Annotated in this window: 19 protein-coding genes and 3 tRNA genes; 10 read left to right on the top strand and 12 right to left on the bottom strand. The window is 49.5% G+C overall.

The genetic code is table 11. The features are described 5' to 3' along the window. Both OGX98_RS04490 and OGX98_RS04485 read right to left on the bottom strand, forming a co-directional pair. The gene (locus OGX98_RS04490; protein ID WP_286594888.1) at positions 1 to 501 is read right to left on the bottom strand and encodes a CSS-motif domain-containing protein; all 501 of its coding nucleotides are present in this window, start codon (positions 499 to 501) and stop codon (positions 1 to 3) included. Between the two features lie 99 nt (positions 502 to 600). Next, the gene (locus OGX98_RS04485; protein WP_286594887.1) at positions 601 to 4,848 is read right to left on the bottom strand and encodes an autotransporter outer membrane beta-barrel domain-containing protein; all 4,248 of its coding nucleotides are present in this window, start codon (positions 4,846 to 4,848) and stop codon (positions 601 to 603) included. A gap of 763 nt (positions 4,849 to 5,611) precedes the next feature. Between OGX98_RS04485 and OGX98_RS04480 the strand changes: the two genes are divergently transcribed. The 4 genes from OGX98_RS04480 (at position 5,612) to brnQ (ending at position 8,738) form a co-directional block, all read left to right on the top strand. Beyond that, positions 5,612 to 5,977 carry a RidA family protein gene (locus tag OGX98_RS04480; protein ID WP_045444382.1) on the top strand — a complete coding sequence of 122 codons (366 nt, stop codon included), beginning with the start codon at positions 5,612 to 5,614 and terminating at the stop codon, positions 5,975 to 5,977. 10 nt (positions 5,978 to 5,987) lie between these two features. Continuing rightward, entirely contained in the window at positions 5,988 to 6,641 is a 654-nt protein-coding gene (locus tag OGX98_RS04475; protein ID WP_045444385.1) for a helix-turn-helix transcriptional regulator, read from the top strand. Further along, positions 6,631 to 7,437: a PhzF family phenazine biosynthesis protein gene (locus tag OGX98_RS04470; RefSeq protein WP_286594886.1), complete on the top strand. Its 807-nt coding sequence runs from the start codon at positions 6,631 to 6,633 to the stop codon at positions 7,435 to 7,437. The genes OGX98_RS04475 and OGX98_RS04470 overlap by 11 nt, the downstream gene beginning before the upstream one ends. A 131-nt stretch (positions 7,438 to 7,568) precedes the next feature. Continuing rightward, positions 7,569 to 8,738 (top strand): branched-chain amino acid transport system II carrier protein, encoded by a 1,170-nt coding sequence (gene brnQ, locus OGX98_RS04465; protein ID WP_225761108.1) that lies wholly within the window; start codon positions 7,569 to 7,571, stop codon positions 8,736 to 8,738. A 184-nt stretch (positions 8,739 to 8,922) separates the two neighbouring features. On the opposite strand, the gene OGX98_RS04460 is transcribed toward brnQ, so the two are convergent. Together OGX98_RS04460 and OGX98_RS04455 are read right to left on the bottom strand one after the other, a co-directional pair. Continuing rightward, entirely contained in the window at positions 8,923 to 9,561 is a 639-nt protein-coding gene (locus OGX98_RS04460; protein ID WP_045449685.1) for an ECs1377 family protein, read from the bottom strand. A 463-nt stretch (positions 9,562 to 10,024) separates the two neighbouring features. Further along, a tRNA-Ser gene (locus OGX98_RS04455) sits at positions 10,025 to 10,114 on the bottom strand. 93 nt (positions 10,115 to 10,207) lie between these two features. Here OGX98_RS04455 and mtfA point away from each other — a divergent pair. After that, the gene (mtfA, locus tag OGX98_RS04450; protein WP_045444392.1) at positions 10,208 to 11,005 is read left to right on the top strand and encodes a DgsA anti-repressor MtfA; all 798 of its coding nucleotides are present in this window, start codon (positions 10,208 to 10,210) and stop codon (positions 11,003 to 11,005) included. 100 nt (positions 11,006 to 11,105) lie between these two features. Further along, positions 11,106 to 11,181 (top strand) — tRNA-Asn (locus OGX98_RS04445). A 37-nt stretch (positions 11,182 to 11,218) separates the two neighbouring features. On the opposite strand, the gene cbl is transcribed toward OGX98_RS04445, so the two are convergent. Both cbl and nac read right to left on the bottom strand, forming a co-directional pair. Continuing rightward, on the bottom strand, positions 11,219 to 12,169 hold the full coding sequence (gene cbl / locus OGX98_RS04440) for an HTH-type transcriptional regulator Cbl (protein WP_225761109.1): 951 nt from the start codon (positions 12,167 to 12,169) through the stop codon (positions 11,219 to 11,221). A gap of 101 nt (positions 12,170 to 12,270) precedes the next feature. Then, a complete protein-coding gene (gene nac, locus OGX98_RS04435) occupies positions 12,271 to 13,188 on the bottom strand; it encodes a nitrogen assimilation transcriptional regulator NAC (RefSeq protein WP_045444396.1) in 918 nt (305 codons plus the stop codon). A gap of 324 nt (positions 13,189 to 13,512) precedes the next feature. On the opposite strand from nac, the gene OGX98_RS04430 reads away from it, so the two are divergent. From OGX98_RS04430 to OGX98_RS04415, 4 genes are all read left to right on the top strand, one after another. Then, positions 13,513 to 13,588: transfer RNA gene (locus OGX98_RS04430), tRNA-Asn, on the top strand. A gap of 262 nt (positions 13,589 to 13,850) precedes the next feature. Continuing rightward, a complete protein-coding gene (locus OGX98_RS04425; protein WP_048221163.1) occupies positions 13,851 to 14,888 on the top strand; it encodes an extracellular solute-binding protein in 1,038 nt (345 codons plus the stop codon). After that, entirely contained in the window at positions 14,872 to 16,560 is a 1,689-nt protein-coding gene (locus tag OGX98_RS04420) for an ABC transporter permease (RefSeq protein ID WP_045444400.1), read from the top strand. The genes OGX98_RS04425 and OGX98_RS04420 overlap by 17 nt, the downstream gene beginning before the upstream one ends. A 10-nt stretch (positions 16,561 to 16,570) precedes the next feature. After that, entirely contained in the window at positions 16,571 to 17,254 is a 684-nt protein-coding gene (locus tag OGX98_RS04415; protein WP_048221162.1) for an ABC transporter ATP-binding protein, read from the top strand. A 28-nt stretch (positions 17,255 to 17,282) separates the two neighbouring features. Here OGX98_RS04415 and ldtA read toward each other — a convergent pair whose 3' ends face one another. The 6 genes from ldtA to OGX98_RS04385 all read right to left on the bottom strand — a co-directional run bounded on the left by ldtA (position 17,283) and on the right by OGX98_RS04385 (position 23,032). After that, positions 17,283 to 18,209 carry a L,D-transpeptidase gene (gene ldtA, locus OGX98_RS04410; RefSeq protein WP_286594906.1) on the bottom strand — a complete coding sequence of 309 codons (927 nt, stop codon included), beginning with the start codon at positions 18,207 to 18,209 and terminating at the stop codon, positions 17,283 to 17,285. A 118-nt stretch (positions 18,210 to 18,327) separates the two neighbouring features. Next, the gene (cobT, locus tag OGX98_RS04405; protein ID WP_048221161.1) at positions 18,328 to 19,392 is read right to left on the bottom strand and encodes a nicotinate-nucleotide--dimethylbenzimidazole phosphoribosyltransferase; all 1,065 of its coding nucleotides are present in this window, start codon (positions 19,390 to 19,392) and stop codon (positions 18,328 to 18,330) included. Positions 19,393 to 19,417: 25 nt separating this feature from the next. Further along, positions 19,418 to 20,161 (bottom strand): adenosylcobinamide-GDP ribazoletransferase, encoded by a 744-nt coding sequence (gene cobS / locus OGX98_RS04400; RefSeq protein WP_286594885.1) that lies wholly within the window; start codon positions 20,159 to 20,161, stop codon positions 19,418 to 19,420. Continuing rightward, entirely contained in the window at positions 20,158 to 20,703 is a 546-nt protein-coding gene (cobU, locus tag OGX98_RS04395; protein WP_286594884.1) for a bifunctional adenosylcobinamide kinase/adenosylcobinamide-phosphate guanylyltransferase, read from the bottom strand. The genes cobS and cobU overlap by 4 nt, the downstream gene beginning before the upstream one ends. Then, entirely contained in the window at positions 20,700 to 22,220 is a 1,521-nt protein-coding gene (locus OGX98_RS04390) for a cobyric acid synthase (RefSeq protein ID WP_286594883.1), read from the bottom strand. The genes cobU and OGX98_RS04390 overlap by 4 nt, the downstream gene beginning before the upstream one ends. Beyond that, a complete protein-coding gene (locus OGX98_RS04385; RefSeq protein ID WP_048221159.1) occupies positions 22,217 to 23,032 on the bottom strand; it encodes an energy-coupling factor ABC transporter ATP-binding protein in 816 nt (271 codons plus the stop codon). The genes OGX98_RS04390 and OGX98_RS04385 overlap by 4 nt, the downstream gene beginning before the upstream one ends. Positions 23,033 to 23,036: the final 4 nt, after the last annotated feature.

The following is a 23,036-nucleotide window of genomic DNA, read 5'->3' as shown; positions in this document are numbered from 1 at the left end:
CTATTTTTTATCATGGGAAAATTTTTGTAAAATATTATCGATGACTGCCTTATAGACCGCAACCGCAACCACTTGCCCCGCTGCAGGGAAATAAACCATATACATATCCGTCTTTTGACGATGAACCAACTCAATCATCAAAGAGTGAGTGGTTGTACCTGACGAATGAATTCCCAGCGATTCCCTGCCTTCAAGAGATGAGCAAGTCCATTCGCCGTTTTCGATAATATTGAGTGAGCGGATGCTGTCTTCTGATGCCGTCAGACGGTTCAGTGTTCGCAACAACTCGTCCGTACAGGCTTCGTGGATATGTGTACTGGCAAGTGCTGCCAGTGTCCGTGCGCCATTAAAAACACGATTAATTTCTTCTACCAGATTACCTATTGCGTGTTCCCTGATGAGTTCTTCCTCTTTATTCCATTGCAGCCATGAGGCCAGCATTCCGGTCAGAAGAAAAAGCAACACCATCACTGTGGGCGCAGCTTTCTTGGTTATAGACATAATTAACTCGTATTATCGGACAAAGCACCCACCGGGGTGCTTCCGGTATAGTTAAGAAATTCAGGCGAAAGTCTTACATGCTGCATCAATCCAACGGCATCAGAAATTCCATTTCACACCGACCATTGCGGCGCTGTCGTTATAGCCTTTATCGCCAACCTGAACGCCAACGTTACCCCACAGATTCAGACGGGAAGTTACCTGACCTTCCACACCAACCTTAACTTCACCGATGTTTTTCGCACCATTCTGACGTACATTCACGCCATCCATCGTTGCACTAAAATCTCGGCTATTGTGGATCCAGTTAATCTCAGCAAAAGGCTGGAATTCTCGCGATTTACCGTTATCCATCTGATGATGGCTGTTAATCCAGGTTTTCATGCCCAGACGCGTCTGTAAGTTACTGCTGCCGTTGCTGCTGACTCGCGTCCCGTTGCTTTCAAGATGATCGTCAGCGTCCACTCCCATCCACACAGCCTGCGCCTGAGGCTGTACATACCATTCGTTCAGTGTCCCTTTGCTACCATTGAACACACCCAGTTTCTGGGTGTAGCCCGTTTCCAGTGAGGCCGTTACTCCGCTGGATTTATACGACTCGCCCTGCAGGTCATCGCCCTTCACATGGTTATTGAACCAGTTGTACTGTACCCAACTGTCCAGATACGCGCCGTTGTGTGACTCATCATTGGCATACCATGTCGCATATACGCCGGCACTATAGCCATTCACCGATCCCTTAGCATCGTATCCGGTTCGTGAAGACCGGGTGTTGTTGTGTTCATTGCCATAGCCCGCCATCACGCCAAGATGCCAGCGATCAACCTCGTTCTGACTCCACTGAGCAATATCTCCCCCCAGCTGCAGCACATAGCGATTGCTCTGGGTTTTCAACTGCCCGCTGCCATCACGCCAGCTATTGTGTCCTCCGACATGGCGCATCCACATACTGGTAATTTTCTGCTCCCCGGTAAGTGCATCCGTGTACCGGATCTCACCCTGGCGATCGTGAAGTCGCGTGACGAACATATTGTTCGCTGCTGCCAGGTTTGCGGTGTAGCTACTACCTTCCGGACGCAGGTCCTTCTCGGTATCTGGATTGGGTTTCGGATCGGGATCCGGATTGGTTTTACCGCTGGTGAGGTACCAGTTGCCGCTGTTCTCATCCAGACCACGCCCCAGGGTATAATCGTAGGCACCCGCGACGATACGTCCCGCCTGGGTAAATTCACCGTTTGACTGTCCATCAACGTGAATCACCTCTATTCCGTCGACAGTCGCAGCCCCTTTGCCACCCGTATTCGTCACACTGACAGACGTTTTGCCGCTCGTATCGCCATTAATCACCAGCTTATCCGTAACGGAACTGTCGTCACCCAACGCCGCATTTAATGAAAGATGGCCACCGTTACCAGTGTAGTTACCCTTAACGACCAGTTGATTACCCGCCAGTTGACCATGAATACCAGTAACAAGGTCACCGCTGTTCGACAAATCACCACCTACAGTAAACAGCTGAGGGTTGTCGCTCACCACCGACCCGACCAGTAACATACCGTCGTTATCGATGTTGCCTGCTACTCCACCAGAGCCGGAGAGCACCGCCCCGTCATGAATAGTGACCTGCGTACTGGCAAGTACCACCGGAGAGTCTGCTTGTCCCAGTTCCAGTCTACCTTGTTCGATAACAGTCTGGCCGGTCCAGGCCGCGTTATCACCTACGGTAATGGTCCCGGTGCCTGTTTTGGTTACGCTTCCCTGACCGTAGATCTCGTTGTCGAGTTGCCATGTGCTCTCACTGTTTAGTACCAGTGAACCGACATTACTGACTTGCGCATCGCCCAGATTTTCCGCCATCGAAGCCGTAAGCCGGGAGTCCGCATCAATGGTGAACTGCCCGGAGAAATCACTGTTATTCCCTGCCAGCACCACATCGCTGCCGCTCAGTTCTACCAACCCAGCGTCACTGATATTGTTATATAGCGTGCCTACGGATTTGCTCAGAGACAGCGTGCCCGCTGTGACGATATTTCCCACACCCAGCCCAAGGGTATTATTCATCAACACACTTGCATCTTCTGCGATGGTTGTTTTAGCCGTCAGCGCACTGTTTTCACCGGTTACCGTCAACGTGTCGCCGATAATCTTCAGCTCGCCGCTGCCAGCCAGCGCACCGTCAACAGAACCACCATGTTGCAGCGTCAGGCTTCCGCCGTTGATATTCAGCAACGAATCCGCCGCAGCAGACAGTTGATCAATTGTCTGGCTGTGACCATTCATATCAAAACCGGTTTCTGCTGCCAGACGAAGTTCACTCGTTTGCCCAAGAACGTTGTCGTTTTGCATCAGCAAATTACCACCACGAACATCGGTGACCCCGGTGTAATCATTATCAGTATTTGACAACGAAACGGTCTGCCCTTGCTGACTGTCAATTGCCAGATCGCCATTACCCGTTACACGGGCACTGAGGTCTGCCGCATTTCCGCTATTACCATTCGCACCCAGGGCCAGCGCATTATCGCCAGACGCAAGAAGTTCCACCTGCGTCAGCCCGTAACTGATATACAACCCGTCATTATTCTCACCGCTGGTAAGACGGTAATCATAGGTCCCTTCAGCTACAACCTCGCCGTTCTGACTGATAGAGGATTCAACGGCATCACTGATAACCTTTCCGTTCTGGTCCGTCAGTATCAAATTTCCTGCGCTGCCGATAGTGTCCCCATCACTGGAAACGAGTTGAATCAGGCTGTTTCCATCATCCTGCTCCAGAAGAGTAATATGGGTATTCGGTGTGGGAGTATCGTTATTTATCATTCCCCCCGTGGTTACCTGTATCGTTCCCTTTCCTGAAACATCCAGATCTCCGGTGGTATGAACTGTTTCCGTGCTTTCTGTCTGACCTGGGATAACATCTCCGAACACCAGCTTGCCACCATCAAACGCAAGCTCGTCAATAACCTGTTGACCATTCCCAACACTGACCACACTTCCTTCACCTAAACTCAGCAACATATTTTTCAGCGCAGCAGTATTCGTACCTGCCAGAGAAAATAATGTGTCTTTAAGCGCCAGCGTGCCGTTGAAATTCTCAGTCACTTCGGAGGAGTTAAAATCAAATGTATTTCCCGCTGCATTAATCTGAAGTACGCCCTGCCCAGTAAGCGTGTTAATAAACTGCCAGTCGTGAGCTGCGTCAATCTCCAGTAAGCCTCCGGTCATGGTAATTTCATTTGTGCCGATATTTTGTTGTTCTGAAATAACCAGTGTGGCAGGAGAGGAAATATTAAAACGCCCCTGAAAAGCGGAGTTATCACCGGACAAGGTAGAAACCCCACTCTCAGCATTTACTGAACCTGTACCGCTTATATCCGCATCAAGGACAAAATCCGTGTTGGTATGATTAAGTGTTAATACACCATCACCAACACCAAAAATAATTTTCTTAGTATCAATAATGCCGGCAACCGCCGCATCAGCACCCGCTCTGGCACCTACTGCCAGTTCACCGCTGGCCCCGGAATCTTGCGCGATAACAATCTCTGGAGCACTGAGTATTCCACTATCGGAAGCAACCGCCGTCCCCTTACCCTGAAGTCCAACAGTCATTTTATCATTCGACGATATTATTGAATCAGCACCCTTTACGCTCATCAGATTATCGTAGGCTTTCGTCTCATCCATATTGCCTACCGAGATTGTGGCTTCACTATGGGTATGTCCACCATTTGACGTGGTGAGGCTTCCGGAGCCGTATGTTCCGACATGAATACTGCCCACACTCCATAATTCACTGTCTGTACCATCAACACTCACAACACCTGACGTTTCTCCGGATGAAGATGCCCTGCCGCCGATCCATATACCACCGGATTGATGGCGAACTTTTCCGCCATCAGAAATATTCATAAACCCATTTCCGTCCCCGGCCCCCACCTGGAGAGCTGCAGCATTTGTAGAGGATATGGTGACGAGACTTCCCTGCCCGGAAACATTAAGAGTGCCAGTCCCTTTATGGTTTTGACCATCGATAGACCCGCCAATATCAAAGGGATAACTCATTGATTCTGCGCTAACTGTCAATTTCCCGCCATCAATGACATTTACTGTACCGGTAGAATCTTCCTGGCCAATATGGAAGTATTTAGTTAAAACGTCACCACCTTGAACAATATTCAGAGCACCGTCTGTTTCATACCCAACCCTGATGCGACTCGGGTTGTTTGAGGTCTCATCCCATACGGAATCAATTGTAACTTCCTGGTTATTATTGATATCATTAGCCATTGCACTTGTAGTACACAGCGCAGATATAACAGCAATAAACACTTTGCTTAATTGCATAAACACAGCCTTACATTAGAATAGATACAGCAACGGATAATGACCATCAGTTATATTGATCACTATTTTCGTCACATATGAATGATGATCTAACCATTAGTCTGGCTAGCAAACCTGGGCAAAAAATACCTAAGCGATACCATTAATCAGGCATTTGATTATTATGATTAAATATATTTTAAGATTAATGCGTACACTGAAGTTTCTTTAGGCTCTATTTTTAAGATAATAGTAAAGACATTCCTCTTTCCTGAACCAGCAAGGTCAAATCCAGCCCGTCATTATTCAACGATAATTTTATCGTTTCTGAATTAATCGATCTTCACTTTTACTTTGATGTGAAAGATCAGCCTAAAACACCTTCAGACACACCTGGGTTGAATCAGGGAAAATATCTCAGAGCACAGGCATCTTATCGACACCCAAAATCAAATTCAACAATATTTGAAAACAATATTTTTGTTGAATTTAAGAGTCGCAAGATTTACCATTTAGAAACAATGGCATAGAAAAAACCAACGCAATTAAAAATAGGATTTATCTGCTTAAAAACGCTATAAACCAATTATCACCTGGAAAATAATCATACAAGAAAATTATTCACTTGCTTACTTTTACACCAACACGTTGCTTGTTTCCTGTGATCTGTAAACAAGATTTTACGACAAAAACAAACATTTGTTGAAAAATACAATTTCGTTTAATTCAGGGCGGAGCTGTGGTAACGTTATGGCATATCCCCCCCGATGAGTAAGACTAAAGTATGAGTATTAAGCGCTATGCCACCAGTAAGCCCTTCCCTTTTTCCGATGCAGTTCAAGGGAATGGCATGGTATTTCTTTCAGGTCAGGTATCTATGACAGAGGAGGGTGAACCCGTGTATGGCTCTGTGACTGAACAAACGCAGAGGATCATGCATACCATTGTTGAAACGCTGAAACGTACAGGTATTTCGCAAGATAATGTCGTCAAAGTACAGGTATGGTTAAGTGATATGAAATATTTTGCTGAGTTTAACGCAGCATATTGCACGTGGTTCCCAAATGGTTACCCTGCAAGGACAGTAACAACCAGCCGCCTTGCCTTTGAATTGGATGTTGAGATAGAGGTACAGGCAGTCGCCTCGTAAAGAGACCATAATGAAAAACGAACGTGATCACTTAATAACTGTGCTGAGCGCTTCACTGGAAGCTCTGCGTACAACTCTCCCCTCAAATACTGAAGCCGTGTTACACGATCTTACACAGCCGGAAAAATCAGTTATCAGTATTGTCAACGGGCATATAAGTGGTCGGAAAATTGGAGATGCGCTGCTATCGGGACCGGATGATGACGCCGGCTTTTTAGGGCTACTCGATGCTTCACAGCCCGTCCCTACCCGTGTATTCAGTGGATATACAACAACAACGGTCGCAGGAACAAAGCTGAATAGTGCATCAACAATTTACTACAGCAAATCAGGTAGTCCTCTGGTGGCCTTCTGTATAAATGTTGATATTGAGGCCGTGGTACGGTTAAAGCGTGAGCTTGATTATCTTCTGCCAACACCTGTCGAGACAGAAAGCGCTGACAGTATCCCCAGAGATATTCAGGATAAGTCACTGGACGAAGTTCTTGCTCAATATCGACCAACAGGCTCAGAAAGCAAAACAGACTTTAGAAAGCGGGTCGTATCTGAAATACATGCAATGGGATTTTTTAAAATTAAAGGCAGCGTTAACCATGTAGCAAGAGCATTAGGCGTAACGCGATATACAATCTATAACTATCTGGACAAAATCAATGATAAATAATATCACAACCAGCCTCCCCTTTTACCAGGTGGATGCTTTTACGTCGCTCCCCTTTGGAGGCAATCCCGCTGCTGTATGCCCATTAACGGCATGGCTGGATGATGATATTTTGCAATCGATCGCCGCAGAAAATAATCTCTCAGAAACCGCGTTTTTCGTACCTGTTGAAGATGGATATCATCTCCGCTGGTTTACACCGGCGACAGAAGTTGATTTATGCGGTCACGCAACGCTGGCAACATCATGGGTAATGTTCAATAAACTAAATCATCCTGGCAAATCTATTCGCTTCCATACGCGCAGTGGCATTCTGACTGTGACTCAGCAAGGTCATGAATATTGCATGGATTTTCCGGCAAAGTCTGCCACAGAAGTTGAAGCGCCTGCAGGGTTACTTGAAGCACTCGGTATCACCACCGGTGTGATTAGTGTATGGCAATCAGACGATCTGATTGTGCTGGTGGACGATAAAGCAATCATTGATAAATTAGCGCCGGACTTCAACAAATTGGCTTTATTTGATACCCGTGGCGTCATTGTTACTGCCGGGGATAAAGAGTTTGATTTTGTCTCTCGCTGGTTTGGACCGCAAGTTGGCGTAAATGAAGATCCCGTTACCGGATCGGCGCATACTTTTCTTGCTCCGTTTTGGGCATCACGGTTAGGCAAAACAGAACTGACGGTGCAACAAGGCGGAGCGCGAAAGGGCACATTGCGTTGCGTTGTAGGTGATAATAAGCGTGTAGAATTATACGGCACCGCCCGCTTGATGATTGAAGGGATGTTTCAGTTGTAATATTACAGCCCTGATTTGTAATGGTGAATATTTTCACCATTACTCATGCTCAGAAAATCATACTTTACCCCTCCAGTGATATTGATAACACAATCAATAAATATGGCAATATCATAAATGCGAGTTTATAAATGACAGCGAACACAAAACTATCCTTGCCAGAAACTATGGCACTTGGCGGAATGACGCTAGCTCTTTTTCTCGGTGCCGGCAATATCATATTCCCACCGTTGGTTGGTCTGCAAGCCGGTACAAACACGTTTAACGCTGGTTTTGGTTTTATTATTACAGCTGTGTTATTTCCTGCATTAGCAATAATTTCACTTGCGATTAATGAAGGTAGTATCAATGAACTCACCAGGCCATTAGGAAAATGGGTTAGTTTTATATTCATCGGCATTTGTTTTTTAACGCTTGGTATGTTATTTGGTACTCCACGCACAGCTACCATTAGTTATGAAGTAATAACTAATGGAGCAGCAGATATATGGTGGAAAAAACTTATTTTTTCTGCTGTTTTTTTCGGACTGGCAGGCGCAATTTTAGCAAAGCCAGGTAAGATGCTTGAAGTCGTCGGCTTTGTCCTGTCACCGGTAAAAATTGGTGTGCTGATTTTCATTGGCGTATGCGCATGGTTTCATCCCATAGGCGAGATCACTACGGCGACAACTATATATGAAACACAAGCTTTCAGAGCAGGGTTTGTAAATGGTTACCAAACATTAGACGTGATCAGCGCACTATGTTTTGGGGCTATTATCTCACACACGCTTAAGCAACGTGGGGTTACACATACTAAAGGCATTTTCCGATATTCTGCTTCATCAGCATTTATTGCTGCCACCGGACTAACTCTGATTTACATTTGCTACATATCGATGGGCGCACACACTCCAGAGATTGGTGCGACAAACGGTATGCAAATCATGAGTGCATATGTAGAGACTGTTTTTGGAACATATGGCAGAGAATTGCTGGCAGCCATTATTACTCTGGCCTGCCTTGTCACCGCAATAGGACTCACGAGCGGTACAGCACAATTTTTCAAGCAGAATACAGGTATTTCTTACGGCGTATTTGTGACTCTGTCTCTTATATTCTCAGCAGCAATTGCTATTCTGGGCTTGAATTCGCTGACAACACTGGCGATACCGGTTCTTTGCTCTATCTATCCGGCTGTTCTGGTTGTAGTAATATTAGGCATATTTCGTAGATGGTTTGATATTCCGGATAATTTATACAGAGTCTTTTTTTATAGTGCGCTGGGAGTCGGCATTCTCAGTCTGTTTGTGAAAGGATAAATTAGTCCCTAATGGCAACCTCTCTCCGATTATACGATGAGGGTTTTGTGTAATCTTAAGCCTGCGCTATCTCCTGATTTCTGTGAAACGCCAGAGAGATGGCGCCGCCTCCGTCTTTTCAGGAAAATTTATTAAAAATGATACTTCACGCCTGACGCCATTGCCCGTCTGGGCAACATAGCTGTTACTCTGAACAACCGTCACATCTGTAAACAGGGACCCGTCGATGGGTATCGGTCAGATTGTCGAAAACCTCAGTCTCTGATGTTGAAATCGCCATACCAGCCTTCCGAAGCCTTAGCACATCGGCAGCAATCCTCTGGATCCCAAACCAAAAAAGTCCATCCAGCGCAGTAACCGGTAACCCAGCCTCAAGTGCCATTCTCAGTCGTTCGCGCGGAGACTTCACTGTTTTTGCTATTTGCTGGTAAGGTGCGGCCGTGATCCCGGATACATCCACCCGCCGAATGCGATTGGACAGATGATAGTGAAACTCATCTGGTATCCCGCTCAAATCCGCCTTCAGACTCCAGACACAACCAAAACGTTTCCCGTTGAAAACCACATTCTTTTGGTTGAGTTGCCATTCATCACGCACACTGGCTATTAGCTGTGGAGTGCGTACCAGCAACAACCGAAAAGGTAGCTCAAAGCTGGTCACATAATCCACGTTAAGCAACGCAATACGCAGGCGCTCCTCTGCCCCTGCTTTTTTATCCTGACATTCAGCAATAACATCCGCCCACTGACGGGTTAACCTGGGGGACTCCCCTCTTTCCGTTAAACAGTACTTTTCAATCTGGTAGTCAATGGATGAGGACACTCCGATTCCCTTCAGTATGCAGTTAAGTATTGAGTTGCTTATTTTACCAGCAGCCAGATGTAACGGGAAGCATACTATTAAACGGAAACCTGCCGTTTCAGCGATAAATATTTCACTACGAAACGCTGCGTAACGTCTCAAGGGCATGAGCTTATATCAGAAGCAAAACGACAGAAATTTAGTATTGATATAGTAAGGCGCATCCGGATATTCCTGAGTGAATATCCGGTATTTGGGCTGAGGAACAACCTTATTAAAGTGCAACACTTCGACTGAAGTCACAAAATGAATGACATGCTGGTAAAGCTCTACCTGGAATGCTGGCTAAGTGATAACTTGTGTAGCTGCGAGTTTGCCCAATGCATACCAGGACAATACCCAGCAAACCAGTTATGAATGGCATACTGAACAAATAAAGTTTTAGCTGAAAGAGATATAAATCGATTGGGTTGAGGCGGTGTTTTGGCGGAGAGAGGGGGATTTGAACCCCCGGTAGAGTTGCCCCTACTCCGGTTTTCGAGACCGGTCCATTCAGCCGCTCTGGCATCTCTCCGTTCTGGCGGTTGCCATGATGCCAGGTAATTTGGCATTTTAACAGACCCAGTTCCGTCAATTTCGTTCAAGTGACGAGTTTGCGAGCAAAACGATGATTAAGTGGCCCTGGAAAGAACAAGAAACAGTCCGTAATGATGAGTGGCCCTGGGATGATGCCCTGGCAATTCCTCTTCTGGTGAATCTCACTGAACAAGAACAAGCCAGACTGATCGCCCTGGCCGAACGCTTTTTACAACAAAAAAGGTTAGTTGCCCTTCAGGGATTTGAACTGGACCCACTGAAAAGTGCGCGTATAGCTTTGCTTTTCTGTTTGCCCATACTGGAATTGGGTATTGAGTGGCTTGATGGTTTTCACGAAGTGCTCATCTACCCTGCCCCATTTGTCGTGGATGACGAGTGGGAAGATGATATTGGGTTGGTGCATAATCAACGCGTAGTTCAGTCCGGACAAAGCTGGCAGCAAGGTCCGATCATCCTGAACTGGCTCGATATCCAGGATTCCTTCGATGCCTCCGGCTTTAATCTGATTATCCATGAAGTGGCGCATAAACTTGATATGCGTAATGGTGATCGCGCCAGCGGCGTCCCGGCAATCCCTTTGCGAGAAATTGCAAACTGGGAACACGATCTGCATGCGGCAATGAACAACATTCAGGACGAAATCGATCTGGTGGGTGAAACCGCATGCAGTATAGATGCATATGCTGCGACCGATCCTGCCGAATGTTTTGCCGTATTATCCGAGTATTTTTTCAGCGCTCCCGAATTGTTTGCGCCGCGTTTTCCCGCATTATGGCAGAGGTTCTTCCAGTTCTATCGGCAAAACCCAATGCTACGGTTGCGCGATAGCCGGGAAGATGACGATTATCGCTCATCGAATGTGCATTAATACTACGTTTTGAGGATTAATTAACCAATTGATATGGCGTGCTAATTTTACTGTTGACACGATATAGTGAGGTCAGTAATATGCGCCTCGTTCACACGATTCCTCTGTAGTTCAGTCGGTAGAACGGCGGACTGTTAATCCGTATGTCACTGGTTCGAGTCCAGTCAGAGGAGCCAAATTTAGAAAAGCCCGCTTTTTAGCGGGCTTTTTGCTTTAGATCTGATAATCAATCATCACTTCATCTGGCTCCATAGCCTGTCGTTTGATCTCATCCACCGATAAGCCCGCATTACATAACTCAATGAATCGCCAGACGTAATTACGCTGTAACTGACCTCGTTTCAGGCCAAGCCAGACGGTATTCGCATCAAATAAATGCCGGGTATCCAGACGGATCAACGTGCCCTCTTCCTGCTCACCGCTGGATTGCTCCGCCACCAGTCCAATCCCCAGTCCCAATGCCACATAGGTTTTAATCACATCCGAGTCCTGAGCGCTAAGGATAATATCGGGCACCAGTCCTTTACGCGCAAATGCCTCATCAATGCGGGAACGTCCCGTAATACCTTGTCGATATGTAATTAGTGGCCAGTGAGCAATAGACTCTAACGTCAATGGAGAAGCCTGAACTAACGGATGATCATGAGGAACAAGCAGGCTGTGATGCCAACGGAACCAGGGAAAGGCCACCAGCAGTGGATCGCTACTTAACCGTTCGCTGGCAATCCCGATATCTGCCCCGCCATTTTGCAATAGCACGTCAATTTCTTGCGGCGTCCCCTGTACTAACTCAAGACGGACTTCAGGAAAGAGTTCGCGAAATGCCTTAATCACCGCCGGCAGGCTGTAGCGAGCCTGTGTGTGCGTGGTAGCAATCGTCAGAACACCGGACGTGTCATTTGTAAACAAATCCGCCAGTCGGCGAACATTACTGGCTTCATTAAGAATACGTTCGGCGATAACCAGCAATGCTTTGCCCGGCTCAGTCATGCCCAGCAGGCGTTTACCGCGCCGGATAAATATTTCAATACCGAGTTCATCTTCAAGCTCGCGAATATGGCGGCTTACGCCCGACTGCGAGGTATAAAGAATGTTCGCGACTTCCGTCAGGTTGTAATCCTGACGGGCCGCCTCGCGGATAATTTTAAGTTGCTGGAAATTCACGCTTCGCTCCGGGTACATCAGACATTACGCTATTGTTAAAGTCTGACGCCCGGCATAACAAATAATAAAAACCTGCATCTTATTCCTGTCGGGAATAAGGTTTAGCTGACCAGCTGCAATTCGCGGTTTTCCAGCGCCGGACGGCTGACCAGTGATAACAGAATTTCTTTTACCGCTTGTGCCTGCGGCGACAAACTCCCTCTGGCCGATACATTCAGCGATAATGGCAAGCTCATCGACGGCGTTGTAATCCGGGCCATCCAGCCATTTGCGGCATTACATAATGAACGAGCGGCCGACTCAGGCAAAACAGTCACCCCCATACCGCTGGCAATAGCTGCAGTTAATGTGGAGATGGACTCGATTTCCCCGATTACTTTGGCCGTTAAGCGACGTAGCGAAAAGGCTTCGTCCACACGTAAACGTACCGCACTATAATCTCGCGGAAGAAACAGATTCATTTGAGCTACTGCGATTAAATCAACACTTTGACCCGGACAGTCACGCGTGCCAACAAGGAAAAGATCTTCTTTTAGCAATGGTTGACTGGAAATCCCAGCCACCGGCGAACGCTCATAGAGCACAGCCATATCAAGTTGACCACTGAGCAGTTTGTCGTTGAGCACTGCGCCACTGTTTTCATGCAGGTAAACCAAAACATCCGGCAGTTCGGCACGTACAGTTTGTAATAACGGCATCGTTATTGAGGATGCGGCAGTTCCAGGTGCGAGCCCAATAGACACCTGCCCGCTCAACGTCTGCCCGACATTATTGACCGCGAGCTGCGCCTGTTCACACTGACGCAAGATAGTCCGGGCGTGAGTATAAAGAACCTTTCCGGCCTCAGTTGGCGTCACGCCGCGCTTGGTACGAATCAACAATTGCTGATCCAGTTCACCTTCCAGCGTAGCAACCTGCTGACTCAGCGCAGGTTGCGCAATGTGCAACACCTCCGCGGCCTGGGTCAGGCTACCAATATCGACGATTTTTACGAAGTATTTCAGTCGTCTGAAGTTCATTTTGCCTCCTGTCGGAATACCAGAACCCGTGCTGGCAGTCATATTTATCAGGTTGCAAGATGCTTGCCAGTTTCGTCTGGCTGCGGTTAATCGCGCTAACCACCCGAAAAATAAGGGCCGATGGTGAATAATAACTATTCTCGATGCTTTGCGCAGTTTTCTGCCTGCCCCAACACGGGTAGGCGCGCACCAGAATGGAGCAAAAACATAAAAAGATTGAAAGATCGTCGCTTTGTTGATTTTGTCAGCAAACAAACACACATTTGCATTTACCCCTTTGACAACCCCTACGACCCTCGCTAATATGCGCCTCGTTCACACGATTCCTCTGTAGTTCAGTCGGTAGAACGGCGGACTGTTAATCCGTATGTCACTGGTTCGAGTCCAGTCAGAGGAGCCAAATTTAAGAAGCCTGCTCAGGAAACTAAGCAGGCTTTTTGCTTTTTTACTGCCATTAAAAACCTCGTTCCTTAAGCACCCTTCCCAACAGTTTTTCACCTGCCGGATGCCACATCACACCAATGATTAAAGTTGTGTAAATGTAAATCGTTTCAACTTTGCAATTATTGTAAGTGCTAGTGATTATCATTTATTGTACGACTGCCGAAAGGACGAGCGCTCGCTCGTTCACTGAACGTTCCAATTACTCTGGGATATAAACGATGAATGCTCTGCCTCGCACTGGACTGCGCCGTATCACGCTTGCATCAGCCCTGGTACTCTCCGTTAGCCTGCCGGCTTTCGCCCAGGATACGTTAACACTCTATACCACCCGCGAACCGGGTCTGATTCAGCCCCTGCTTGATAGCTGGACGCAATCCAGCGGTATAAAAGTAAGCACCGTTTATATCAAGGATGGCATGCTTGAGCGTGTAAAAGCAGAAGGTAAAAACTCCCCTGCAGATCTGCTGATGACCGTCGATGCCGGAAATCTCATCGATTTAGTTGAAGCTGGCGTGACACAACCGGTGCAATCCGAAACGTTGAAGACTGCAATCCCGGCCAATCTGCGAGGTGAAGATAACCAGTGGTTTGCGCTTTCTATGCGAGCACGCGTACTTTACGCTGAGAAGTCTCTGCCAATTGATAACTGGCATTACGAACAACTCGCAAGCCCTGAATACAAAGGTAAAGTGTGTATCCGTTCCGGACAGCACCCGTATAACACGGCGCTGATTGCCGCCATGATTGCGCATCACGGTGAAGCAAAAACAGAAGAGTGGCTACGCGGTGTGAAAGCTAACCTGGCACGTAAAGCCACCGGCGGCGACCGTGACGTAGCTCGCGATATCCTCGGTGGTATTTGTGATATTGGCCTGGCTAACTCCTATTACGTCGGCCATATGAAAAATGCCAAACAAGGCAGCGATGCCCGTCAGTGGGGCGATGCGATTAAAGTCGTTAAGCCAACCTTTGAAAATGGTGGCACGCACGTCAATATCAGCGGTGCAGCCGTAGCCCGCTATGCACCTAATAAAGCAGATGCTATTAAACTGATGGAATACCTGGTTTCCGCACCCGCTCAGCAGCAATACGCGAAAGCAAACTTTGAGTATCCGGTACTGAAAGGCGTTACGCTCGATCCGGTTATTAGTGCCACTATCGGTGAAATCGACGTAGATAAAATTCCGTTAACCGAAATCGTGAAGTACCGTAAGCAAGCTAGCCTCCTGGTAGATAAAGTTGGATTCGATCAATAAATCGCTACAGTTTCCGACGTTACGCGGCCTGGTTTCCGGGCCGCAGTCATTATTAACACCATTGCATCTTAGCGCGTTATGCATTGCGCTAGGTGTCCTGACACCCATAGTTGCGCTTATCTGGCAGGCTACACAGGCTGATTTATCTCACTGGGATAATCTCATCGCGTTTGTATTGCCCTCAGCGTTAAAAAACACAGTACTTCTGCTGGCGGGAGTCGCTGTGATGGTGGGCGTGATTGGCGTTGGTAGCGCGTGGGCCGTAACGGCGTGGGACTTCCCAGGCCGCAAAATTCTCAGTTGGGCACTGCTGTTGCCACTGGCGATGCCGACTTATATCGTCGCCTTCGCCTGGCTCGATTTACTGCATCCAATCGGCCCACTGCAGACATTCATCCGTTTTTTACTGGGCTTTGACAGCCCACGACAGTTCCGCCTGCCAGATCTACGTTCACTTTCCGGTGCCATTATTTTGCTCGGTTTAGTACTTTACCCTTACGTTTATCTGACGACCCGGGCCATGTTCATAAGCCAGCCCGCCCATTTACTGGAAGCTGCCCGTACGCTTGGGTGCAGCGCAACCGGGACTTTCTTTCGCGTAGCTCTGCCAATGGCGCGTCCGGCGCTGGCAGTCGGTGTCAGTCTGGCACTTCTGGAAACGCTTAACGATATTGGCGCGTCGGAGTTTCTCGGGGTACAAACATTAACGGTCACTGTGTACACCACATGGATCTCCCGTTCTGATTTATCCGCTGCTGCACAAATCGCCTGCATGATGCTGATGTTTATCTTCTTCATTCTGACGCTGGAGTTTTATGGTCGCAGAAAGCAAGGATTCAGCAGCCGCAGCCTGCGAGAAATTCAACCCACACGCGTGCACGGCTGGCGGGGATGGCTCCTCGGCTCAGTGATTGCGCTGCCAGTTATTTTGGGATTCCTTGCCCCGGTACTGTTTTTAATGTGGGAGAGCGTCAAACGTTTAGGTGAAAAGAACCCGCTTTCCGCCTCGTTGCTCTCCGCATTGCAAAATACACTATTGCTGGCGGCGGGAACCACGCTGGTAGTGGTTTGCGTCAGTTTACTGGTGGCCTGGAGCGCGCGTCATAGTGCCGCAGACAACGCCATGCCAGGCTTTCGTCGCGGCGTGATGCGTCTAGCCTCTTTGGGCTATGCGGTGCCCGGCACTATTCTGGCAATTGGTTTTCTGCCGCCGGCTATGGCGGTAGACCGCTGGCTGGCCGATATACTGGATATTCGTGGTTTGCCGCTCATGTCTGCCGGTATCCTGCTGATTATTTGCTGTGCGATGCGCTTTCAGGCGATCGCCATCGGAGCGCTGGATTCCGGACTGGGTCGTATCCCCCCGTCCCTTGAACAGGCTTCGCGTTTGCTGGGTGAAAATGGCGCAGGTACATTTGCACGAGTCCATTTACCGCTACTACGACCAGCAATAGTAAGCAGTGCATTGCTGGTCTTTGCCGATGCGATGAAAGAGCTGCCCACGACTCTACTTTTACGCCCTGTCAATTTCGAAACGCTGGCAACGCTACTGTATGCAGAAGCCGCTCGCGGAACCTATGAAGAAGGGGCAATTGCCGCGCTGATGATTGTTTTAGCAGGCACGTTACCGGTTATTTTACTGGTGCGTCACCAGATGACACGCCGTGGTTAAGAGAGTACCAATGTCAGAAATTGCATTACGACTCCAGGATGTGCATGTTGCATATGGCAACAGTCAGCAACCGGTGCTGAGCGGATTTTCTATGTCTGTGCGCAAAGGCGAAATCGCCTGTCTGCTGGGCGCTTCAGGCTGTGGGAAAACCACGGTACTTCGTGCTGTTGCCGGGTTTGAACGCCTGCAACGCGGAGATATTTATGTTTCTCAGAGGCACGTTGCCGGCCCTGGCGTACATCTGCCGCCGGAAAAACGGCATGTCGGCATGGTTTTTCAGGAATATGCATTATTCCCTCATTTGACGGCACAACAAAACGTGGCATTTGGCTTACGACGTATGCCGCATGAAGAACAGCAGGCCAGAGTGGCAGATCTGTTAAACATGGTGGAATTGCATAGCCATGCCAGCCGTTATCCCCATGAGCTTTCAGGTGGGCAGCAACAGCGTATTGCACTGGCTCGCGCACTGGCGCCACATCCTGAAATCCTGCTGCTGGATGAACCCTTTTCCAGTCTTGATAAGCGAACCCGTGAACGTCTGGGGGGTGAGGTTCGGGATATTTTGCGTGCAGCCGGACAAACAGCGCTGCTGGTTACGCACAGTGAACATGAAGCCCGGTTGATGGCAGACCATATCGGTTTCGTAAAAATGGGGCAGTATCACATTAAACAAGCGGCCAGTCTTACTTGATCACGAAAAACAGGCCGCCTGTTACTCATTAATATTTATGAATCAGGCCGATATTCACTGGCATCCCGGAGCGTCGTTCAAGTGTTGCATTCGCGCGATTAACATCCACATCACTGCCAGTGATAAAACTACGCAATGCAGACGTTACCGGTAGTGGGATCTTTTTATCTGACTCATATTCAGCGCGATTTCGGGACAATGGCTCATGAACCTCAACCCAGCGGCTACCGTCTGGCTCTGCGCTATATTTCACCGGTCTGTCGATAAGTTGAACGCGCGTTCCAACCGGAACGGTATCAAAAAGGTATTTGATATCGTCATTACGCAGACGGATACAGCCCTGGCTCACCCGCAGCCCAATACCAAAATTGGCATTTGTTCCATGAATGGCATATAGCCTGCCGATATAAATGGCATACAACCCCATCGGATTATCTGGCCCGGCCGGAACAAAAGCAGGTAAGCTCTCCCCACGAGCGGCATATTCTCGCCGGGTATTCGCCGTTGGCGTCCAGCCCGGTGCTTCCTGCTTCCGCTCTACTGCTGTCACCCAGTTACGTGGCGTTTCTCTCCCCGCCTGACCGATGCCGATCGGCAAAACGTCAACTGTATTTGTGCCCTGAGGGTAATAGTAAAGGCGCATTTCTGCGACATTGATGACAATTCCCTCACGTACGGTATCTGGCAAAATAATCTGCTGCGGTACAACCAGCGTTGAACCCGATTTAGGCAAATAGACATCCACGCCCGGGTTGGCCTCAAGCATATTGCTTAGCCCCTGCCCGTACTGCGCGGCAAATGCCTCCAGCGGCTGAGTATTTCCTTGCGGAACCGTAATTGTCAAAGGACTTCCCACCAGACGACTTCCCTCGGGTGGCAGCGGATAGCTTACAGCCTGTGTTCCCTGACTCGCGAACAGCATGATAAGCGAACATAGCAGTTTTACACGACGCATCATTGTCCTTTCCTTCGTCGCAACAGATATCCGTTAATTATAGCTTTTTTATCTGTTTTTCGGATTTACGACGTACACCATAAGAAAGAAACCCCGCCATTCAGCGGGGCACGGAGGACTACGCTTCCTTGCCGTCTGGTAGCACAATATTGCTGGCAGCTAAATGCCCCATATTGCTGTACATCGCACAGGCGGCTTCGACAATCGGCATCGCCAGCGCGGCACCACTTCCTTCACCTAAACGCATCCCCATGTTGAGATACGGCTCCAGTTCCAGATGTGCCAACGCGGTCCTGGCTCCCTTCTCGGCAGAGAAGTGTGAAGGGATCAAATATGGCTTAATCTCAGGCGCTATCCGGCAGGCGGCAAGTGCAGCTGAATAAGAGAGGAACCCATCCAGCAGCACCGGCAGACCGCAGGAGGCAGCACCTAACATCACGCCTGCCATACCGACAAGATCAAAGCCGCCGACTTTTGCCAGCACATCGATACCATCACTGGGGTCAGGTTGGTTGACGGCAATTGCCCGGCGGACAACCGCCACCTTATTACCAACGCGGGAAAGTGGAAGGTTAGCGCCAATACCAACCACATCCTCAGCATCGCTACCGGTCAACACGCTGACAATCGCTGCTGCGGGCGTAGTGTTTGCCATACCAAGCTCACCAACGCCAAACAGTGTCACGCCCTCATCCGCCAGTTCACGGATATAGCGGATGACTTCCAGCAGCAGTTCTTCAGCCTGAGAGCGGCTCATAGCCGGACCTTCAGCAATATTGCCGCAACCACGCGCCACACGCATATTGACTACGCCGGGGATAAGATCAGCATCAATCCCCACATCAATCACATGAACCTTTGCACCCGCCTGAGCCGCCAGCACACAGACCCCGGTTGTCCCGCGCGTCATATTTGCCGCCTGAATAGCCGTGACCACTTTGGGTGAAACAGCAACGCCCTCATCCCATACGCCGTGATCGGCACACATCACCAGCATCGCTTTTCCCCCGACATGCGGCACACCCTTAAGGCCCGGCATACCAGCCAGTTGCACGGCAAGAGATTCAAGTCGACCAAGACTACCCGGTGGTTTGAGTAATCCGTCAATATGCTTCTGCGCACTCAACATCGCAGCACTATCGGGTGAAGGGATCGCCTGGAGTAAAGAGGATAAAGTCTGCATAAGGGTTCTCAATGTGTAGGCTGACTCAAAGCAGAGCCAGCAAGAAGATCAGCTCGCCAAGTTCGATGGCCGCACCCAGCGTATCGCCGGTTTGTCCACCCAACGTGCGTTTCAGTAATTGCCCAAGAATGAAAATTGCCACCATCGTGACGACCAGAGCCGCCACGCCACGCATGCCAGGAAGCAGTACTGCGGCAAGGATTGCCGCAAACCCCAACGTTACGCAGGTTTGTCGTCCGGTTACTTTGCCAATAAAGACGTTTCCCAGCCCCTCTTCTCGGGCATAACGATGCCGGTACATCAGCAGAACAGCGGTTCCCCGCCCCGCCACACAGGCCGCCGCCAGTGCCGCGAGCATCGGTGTTCCGCGCAAAGCCAGTTCGCTCACCACCAGCACTTTAGCCAGCAGAACGAAAATCAGCGCCAGCCCACCGTGCGTCCCCAGGCGACTGTCACGCATGATTTCCAGCATGCGTTCGCGCCGACGAGCAGAAAAAATGCCGTCACAGGTGTCCGCCAGGCCATCAAGATGAAAACCACCGGTCAGCAGCGCCAGAGCCAACACGCTAAACAGTGCGCCCAGTGGAATACCGCACCAGGGTTGCAACGCCATAAACACCAGACCAGAGAGTCCCCCTAGCACTACGCCGATAAGGGGAAACATGACGATTCCGCGCGAATACTGTTCGAAATCGAGTCCTTGCGACCACCGTGTCGGAACAGGCAAGCGACTGATAAAAGAGAGCATTGCCCAGAACAACTTACTCATTTAATTTTGACTCCAATTCCAGATACCACCAGCCAGACCTCATCCGCTGCCGCTGCCAGGCGCTGGTTAACTCGTCCGGCAATATCACGAAAATGCCGCGCCAGACGATTCTCCGGAACAATCCCCATCCCCACTTCGTTGGTAACCAGAACGATTTTTGCCGGACAACGCTGACAAGCTTCGATCAGCATATGCATCTCTGCCTCAATGGATTTCTCCATTGCCGCGTAATCCCAGTTGTCGGGATCGCTATCACCGCCCAGTGAAAAGAGCATATTGGTCACCATCGTGGTGATGCACTCCAGTAAAATCGCCTCTTGTGGATCGTTCGTCGCCGTTATCAGCTCATCAAGATGTTGCCAACGCTCAGCGGTACGCCAGTGCGCGGGACGACCATCGCGATGATGCTGAATTCGTGCAGCCATCTCGTCATCAAAAATCTGTGAAGTCGCGATGTACAGCACGTTCGGAGAATCAGCAATTAGCGCCTCAGCATGCCGACTTTTGCCGCTGCGTGCTCCGCCGGTAACCAGAATCATCATACTGGCTCCCGATGTTGCTGCATGATGGTATAAATTTTCTCAATATCGATGTGTTGCCGCATCGCATCCGCCAGCAGATCAAACTGCTGCGATTTATATTGCGCGTAATGGAAGGTGGAATCCAGCGGCGCTAACCCTTTCCGTACACGCAGACCATTAACCAGCGCACGAGTGAATTCATCGCTGTCGAACAGACCATGAAGATAGGTGCCAAACGCCAGACCATCGGGGGTTACCGCGCCATCAGCCACATTACCGCCGTCTTTGTGCAACATCATCACCGACTGGCATTGCGTGGTTAATTCCGTTTCACCCATATGAATTTCATAACCGCGAACGGATAAGCCCGCCGCGTCCGCCAGCCAGTCAGGCAAAGAGGAGGACATCTGCCCCTCAACCAGGGTCGTTGTTTTGTTCTGGGCAAAATGGGTTACGGTATTGAGCAACCCCAGCCCCGGCAGCGTACCGAGTCCTGACTCCACCTCATCAATGATGGTATCGCCGAGCATCTGGTAACCACCGCAAATGCCCACCACCGGAACGTGCTGGCGATGTAGTTGCAACACGCCGTGCGCCATACCACTTTCACGCAGCCAGACCAGATCGCCCAACGTATTTTTACTGCCGGGCAGGATCACCAGGTCAACACCCGCCAGTTCCTCCGGGTGACGCACATAGCGAACGCGAACGTCCGGTTGTGCCGCCAGTGCGTTGAAATCAGTAAAGTTGGAAATATGTGGTAGTTGAACGACAGCAATCTCTATATCTCGTTTATCGGTGCGCAAATATTTGCCTTTTTGCAACGCGACACCATCCTCATCTTCCAGATCAACATCCAGCCACGGCATCACGCCGAGCACTGGAACGCCGGTCAGCGCTTCAATTTGTTCAATACCGGAATAGAGCAACGCCACATCACCACGAAATTTATTGATGATTACGCCTTTTACTCTGGCGCGTTCGTGATCGTGCAGCAGCGCCAACGTACCGTAAATTGAGGCAAACACCCCACCACGATCGATATCGGCAACCAGAACAACCGGACACTGCGCCATTTCCGCCATGCCCATATTGACGATATCGCGATCGCGTAGGTTAATCTCAGCCGGGCTTCCCGCCCCTTCCAGCACCAGCACATCAAACTCCTGAGCCAGGCTGTTATAAACCGAAATAATCTGTTCCCGCAGGCGCGGTTTGTATTCGTGGTAACTCACCGCATCCATATCGGTGGCGACTTTGCCCATTAACACGACCTGGGCTTTACGGTCACTGGTCGGTTTAAGCAGCACCGGATTCATACGCACATCCGGTGTGATCCCTGCGGCTTCCGCCTGAAAAATTTGCGCGCGCCCCATCTCTTTACCCTCTGGGGTTATTCCAGAGTTAAGCGCCATGTTCTGCGATTTAAACGGTGCAGTCCGCAATCCATCCTGGTGAAAAATACGACACAGTCCGGCAACCAGTACGCTTTTGCCCACATCAGATGCCGTTCCCTGCAACATTATTGCCTGCGTCATGACGCCTCCTTCAGTGCGTTCTCTCGCATACAGCTAAAAAATTCAGCCTCTGTTTTACACAGCGGGAAGCCTAACTGTGTATGCAGCTTCACCAGCCAGGGCTGAGTTAATCCTGCTTGTTCAATAAGATCCGTGCGGGCAAATACCTCACCCGGTGTGCCGTGCGTCAGCACTTCCCCTCGGCGTAAAACGTAAACTGCATCGCTAACTTCATAAATAAGATCGATATCATGACTGGAAATGACCACATGATTTCCTTGCGCCACAATGCGTTTAATAATCTCAATCATCTGCGCACGACCCGATGGATCAAGGCCCGCAGTGGGTTCATCCAGTAACAGATACTGCGCCTGCAACACCAGCGCCCCTGCAATCGCAACACGTTTCTTTTGCCCGTGGCTTAAGCATTGAATGGGCTGATGGCGGAAATGTTGCGCATCTACCAGCGTCAATGCATCGTCAACCCGTCGGGCAATTTCAGCCTCATCCACACCCAGATTGCGCAAACTGAATGCGATGTCACTGTCAATGTCGGTATAAAAGATTTGCTGATCGGGATCCTGAAATACGGTTGCCACCTGCTGGCGCAGCGCCAGCAGACCACGCTTGCTGTAATCCAGCGGTTTTCCTTGCCACATCACCGCCCCCTGCTGCGGACGTAGTAAACCACTCAGATTCATAAACAGCGTAGATTTCCCGCAGCCGTTCGCTCCCACCAGTCCGGTGACAGCATGCGGAGAAAAGTCCAGCGTTAGCCCTTTAAGGATGGGGTCATCCTGATAGCGAAACCAAAGCGCTGAGGTGGCAAGCATACTT

Origin of the sequence: Citrobacter sp. Cm046, assembly GCF_030333065.1 — a bacterium.
GTDB lineage: Bacteria > Pseudomonadota > Gammaproteobacteria > Enterobacterales > Enterobacteriaceae > Citrobacter > Citrobacter murliniae.
This window is presented reverse-complemented; position numbering and strand designations above follow the sequence as displayed.

Bases quoted from the DNA above. Each gene is read 5' to 3' on its own strand.
- OGX98_RS04490 (WP_286594888.1), bottom strand. From the start codon at position 501: ATGTCTATAACCAAGAAAGCTGCGCCCACAGTGATGGTGTTGCTTTTT.
- OGX98_RS04485 (WP_286594887.1), bottom strand. From the start codon at position 4,848: ATGCAATTAAGCAAAGTGTTTATTGCTGTTATATCTGCGCTGTGTACT.
- OGX98_RS04480 (WP_045444382.1), top strand. From the start codon at position 5,612: ATGAGTATTAAGCGCTATGCCACCAGTAAGCCCTTCCCTTTTTCCGAT.
- OGX98_RS04475 (WP_045444385.1), top strand. From the start codon at position 5,988: ATGAAAAACGAACGTGATCACTTAATAACTGTGCTGAGCGCTTCACTG.
- OGX98_RS04470 (WP_286594886.1), top strand. From the start codon at position 6,631: ATGATAAATAATATCACAACCAGCCTCCCCTTTTACCAGGTGGATGCT.
- brnQ (WP_225761108.1), top strand. From the start codon at position 7,569: ATGACAGCGAACACAAAACTATCCTTGCCAGAAACTATGGCACTTGGC.
- mtfA (WP_045444392.1), top strand. From the start codon at position 10,208: ATGATTAAGTGGCCCTGGAAAGAACAAGAAACAGTCCGTAATGATGAG.
- nac (WP_045444396.1), bottom strand. From the start codon at position 13,188: ATGAACTTCAGACGACTGAAATACTTCGTAAAAATCGTCGATATTGGT.
- OGX98_RS04425 (WP_048221163.1), top strand. From the start codon at position 13,851: ATGAATGCTCTGCCTCGCACTGGACTGCGCCGTATCACGCTTGCATCA.
- OGX98_RS04415 (WP_048221162.1), top strand. From the start codon at position 16,571: ATGTCAGAAATTGCATTACGACTCCAGGATGTGCATGTTGCATATGGC.
- ldtA (WP_286594906.1), bottom strand. From the start codon at position 18,209: ATGCGTCGTGTAAAACTGCTATGTTCGCTTATCATGCTGTTCGCGAGT.
- cobT (WP_048221161.1), bottom strand. From the start codon at position 19,392: ATGCAGACTTTATCCTCTTTACTCCAGGCGATCCCTTCACCCGATAGT.
- cobS (WP_286594885.1), bottom strand. From the start codon at position 20,161: ATGAGTAAGTTGTTCTGGGCAATGCTCTCTTTTATCAGTCGCTTGCCT.
- cobU (WP_286594884.1), bottom strand. From the start codon at position 20,703: ATGATGATTCTGGTTACCGGCGGAGCACGCAGCGGCAAAAGTCGGCAT.
- OGX98_RS04390 (WP_286594883.1), bottom strand. From the start codon at position 22,220: ATGACGCAGGCAATAATGTTGCAGGGAACGGCATCTGATGTGGGCAAA.
- OGX98_RS04385 (WP_048221159.1), bottom strand. From the start codon at position 23,032: ATGCTTGCCACCTCAGCGCTTTGGTTTCGCTATCAGGATGACCCCATC.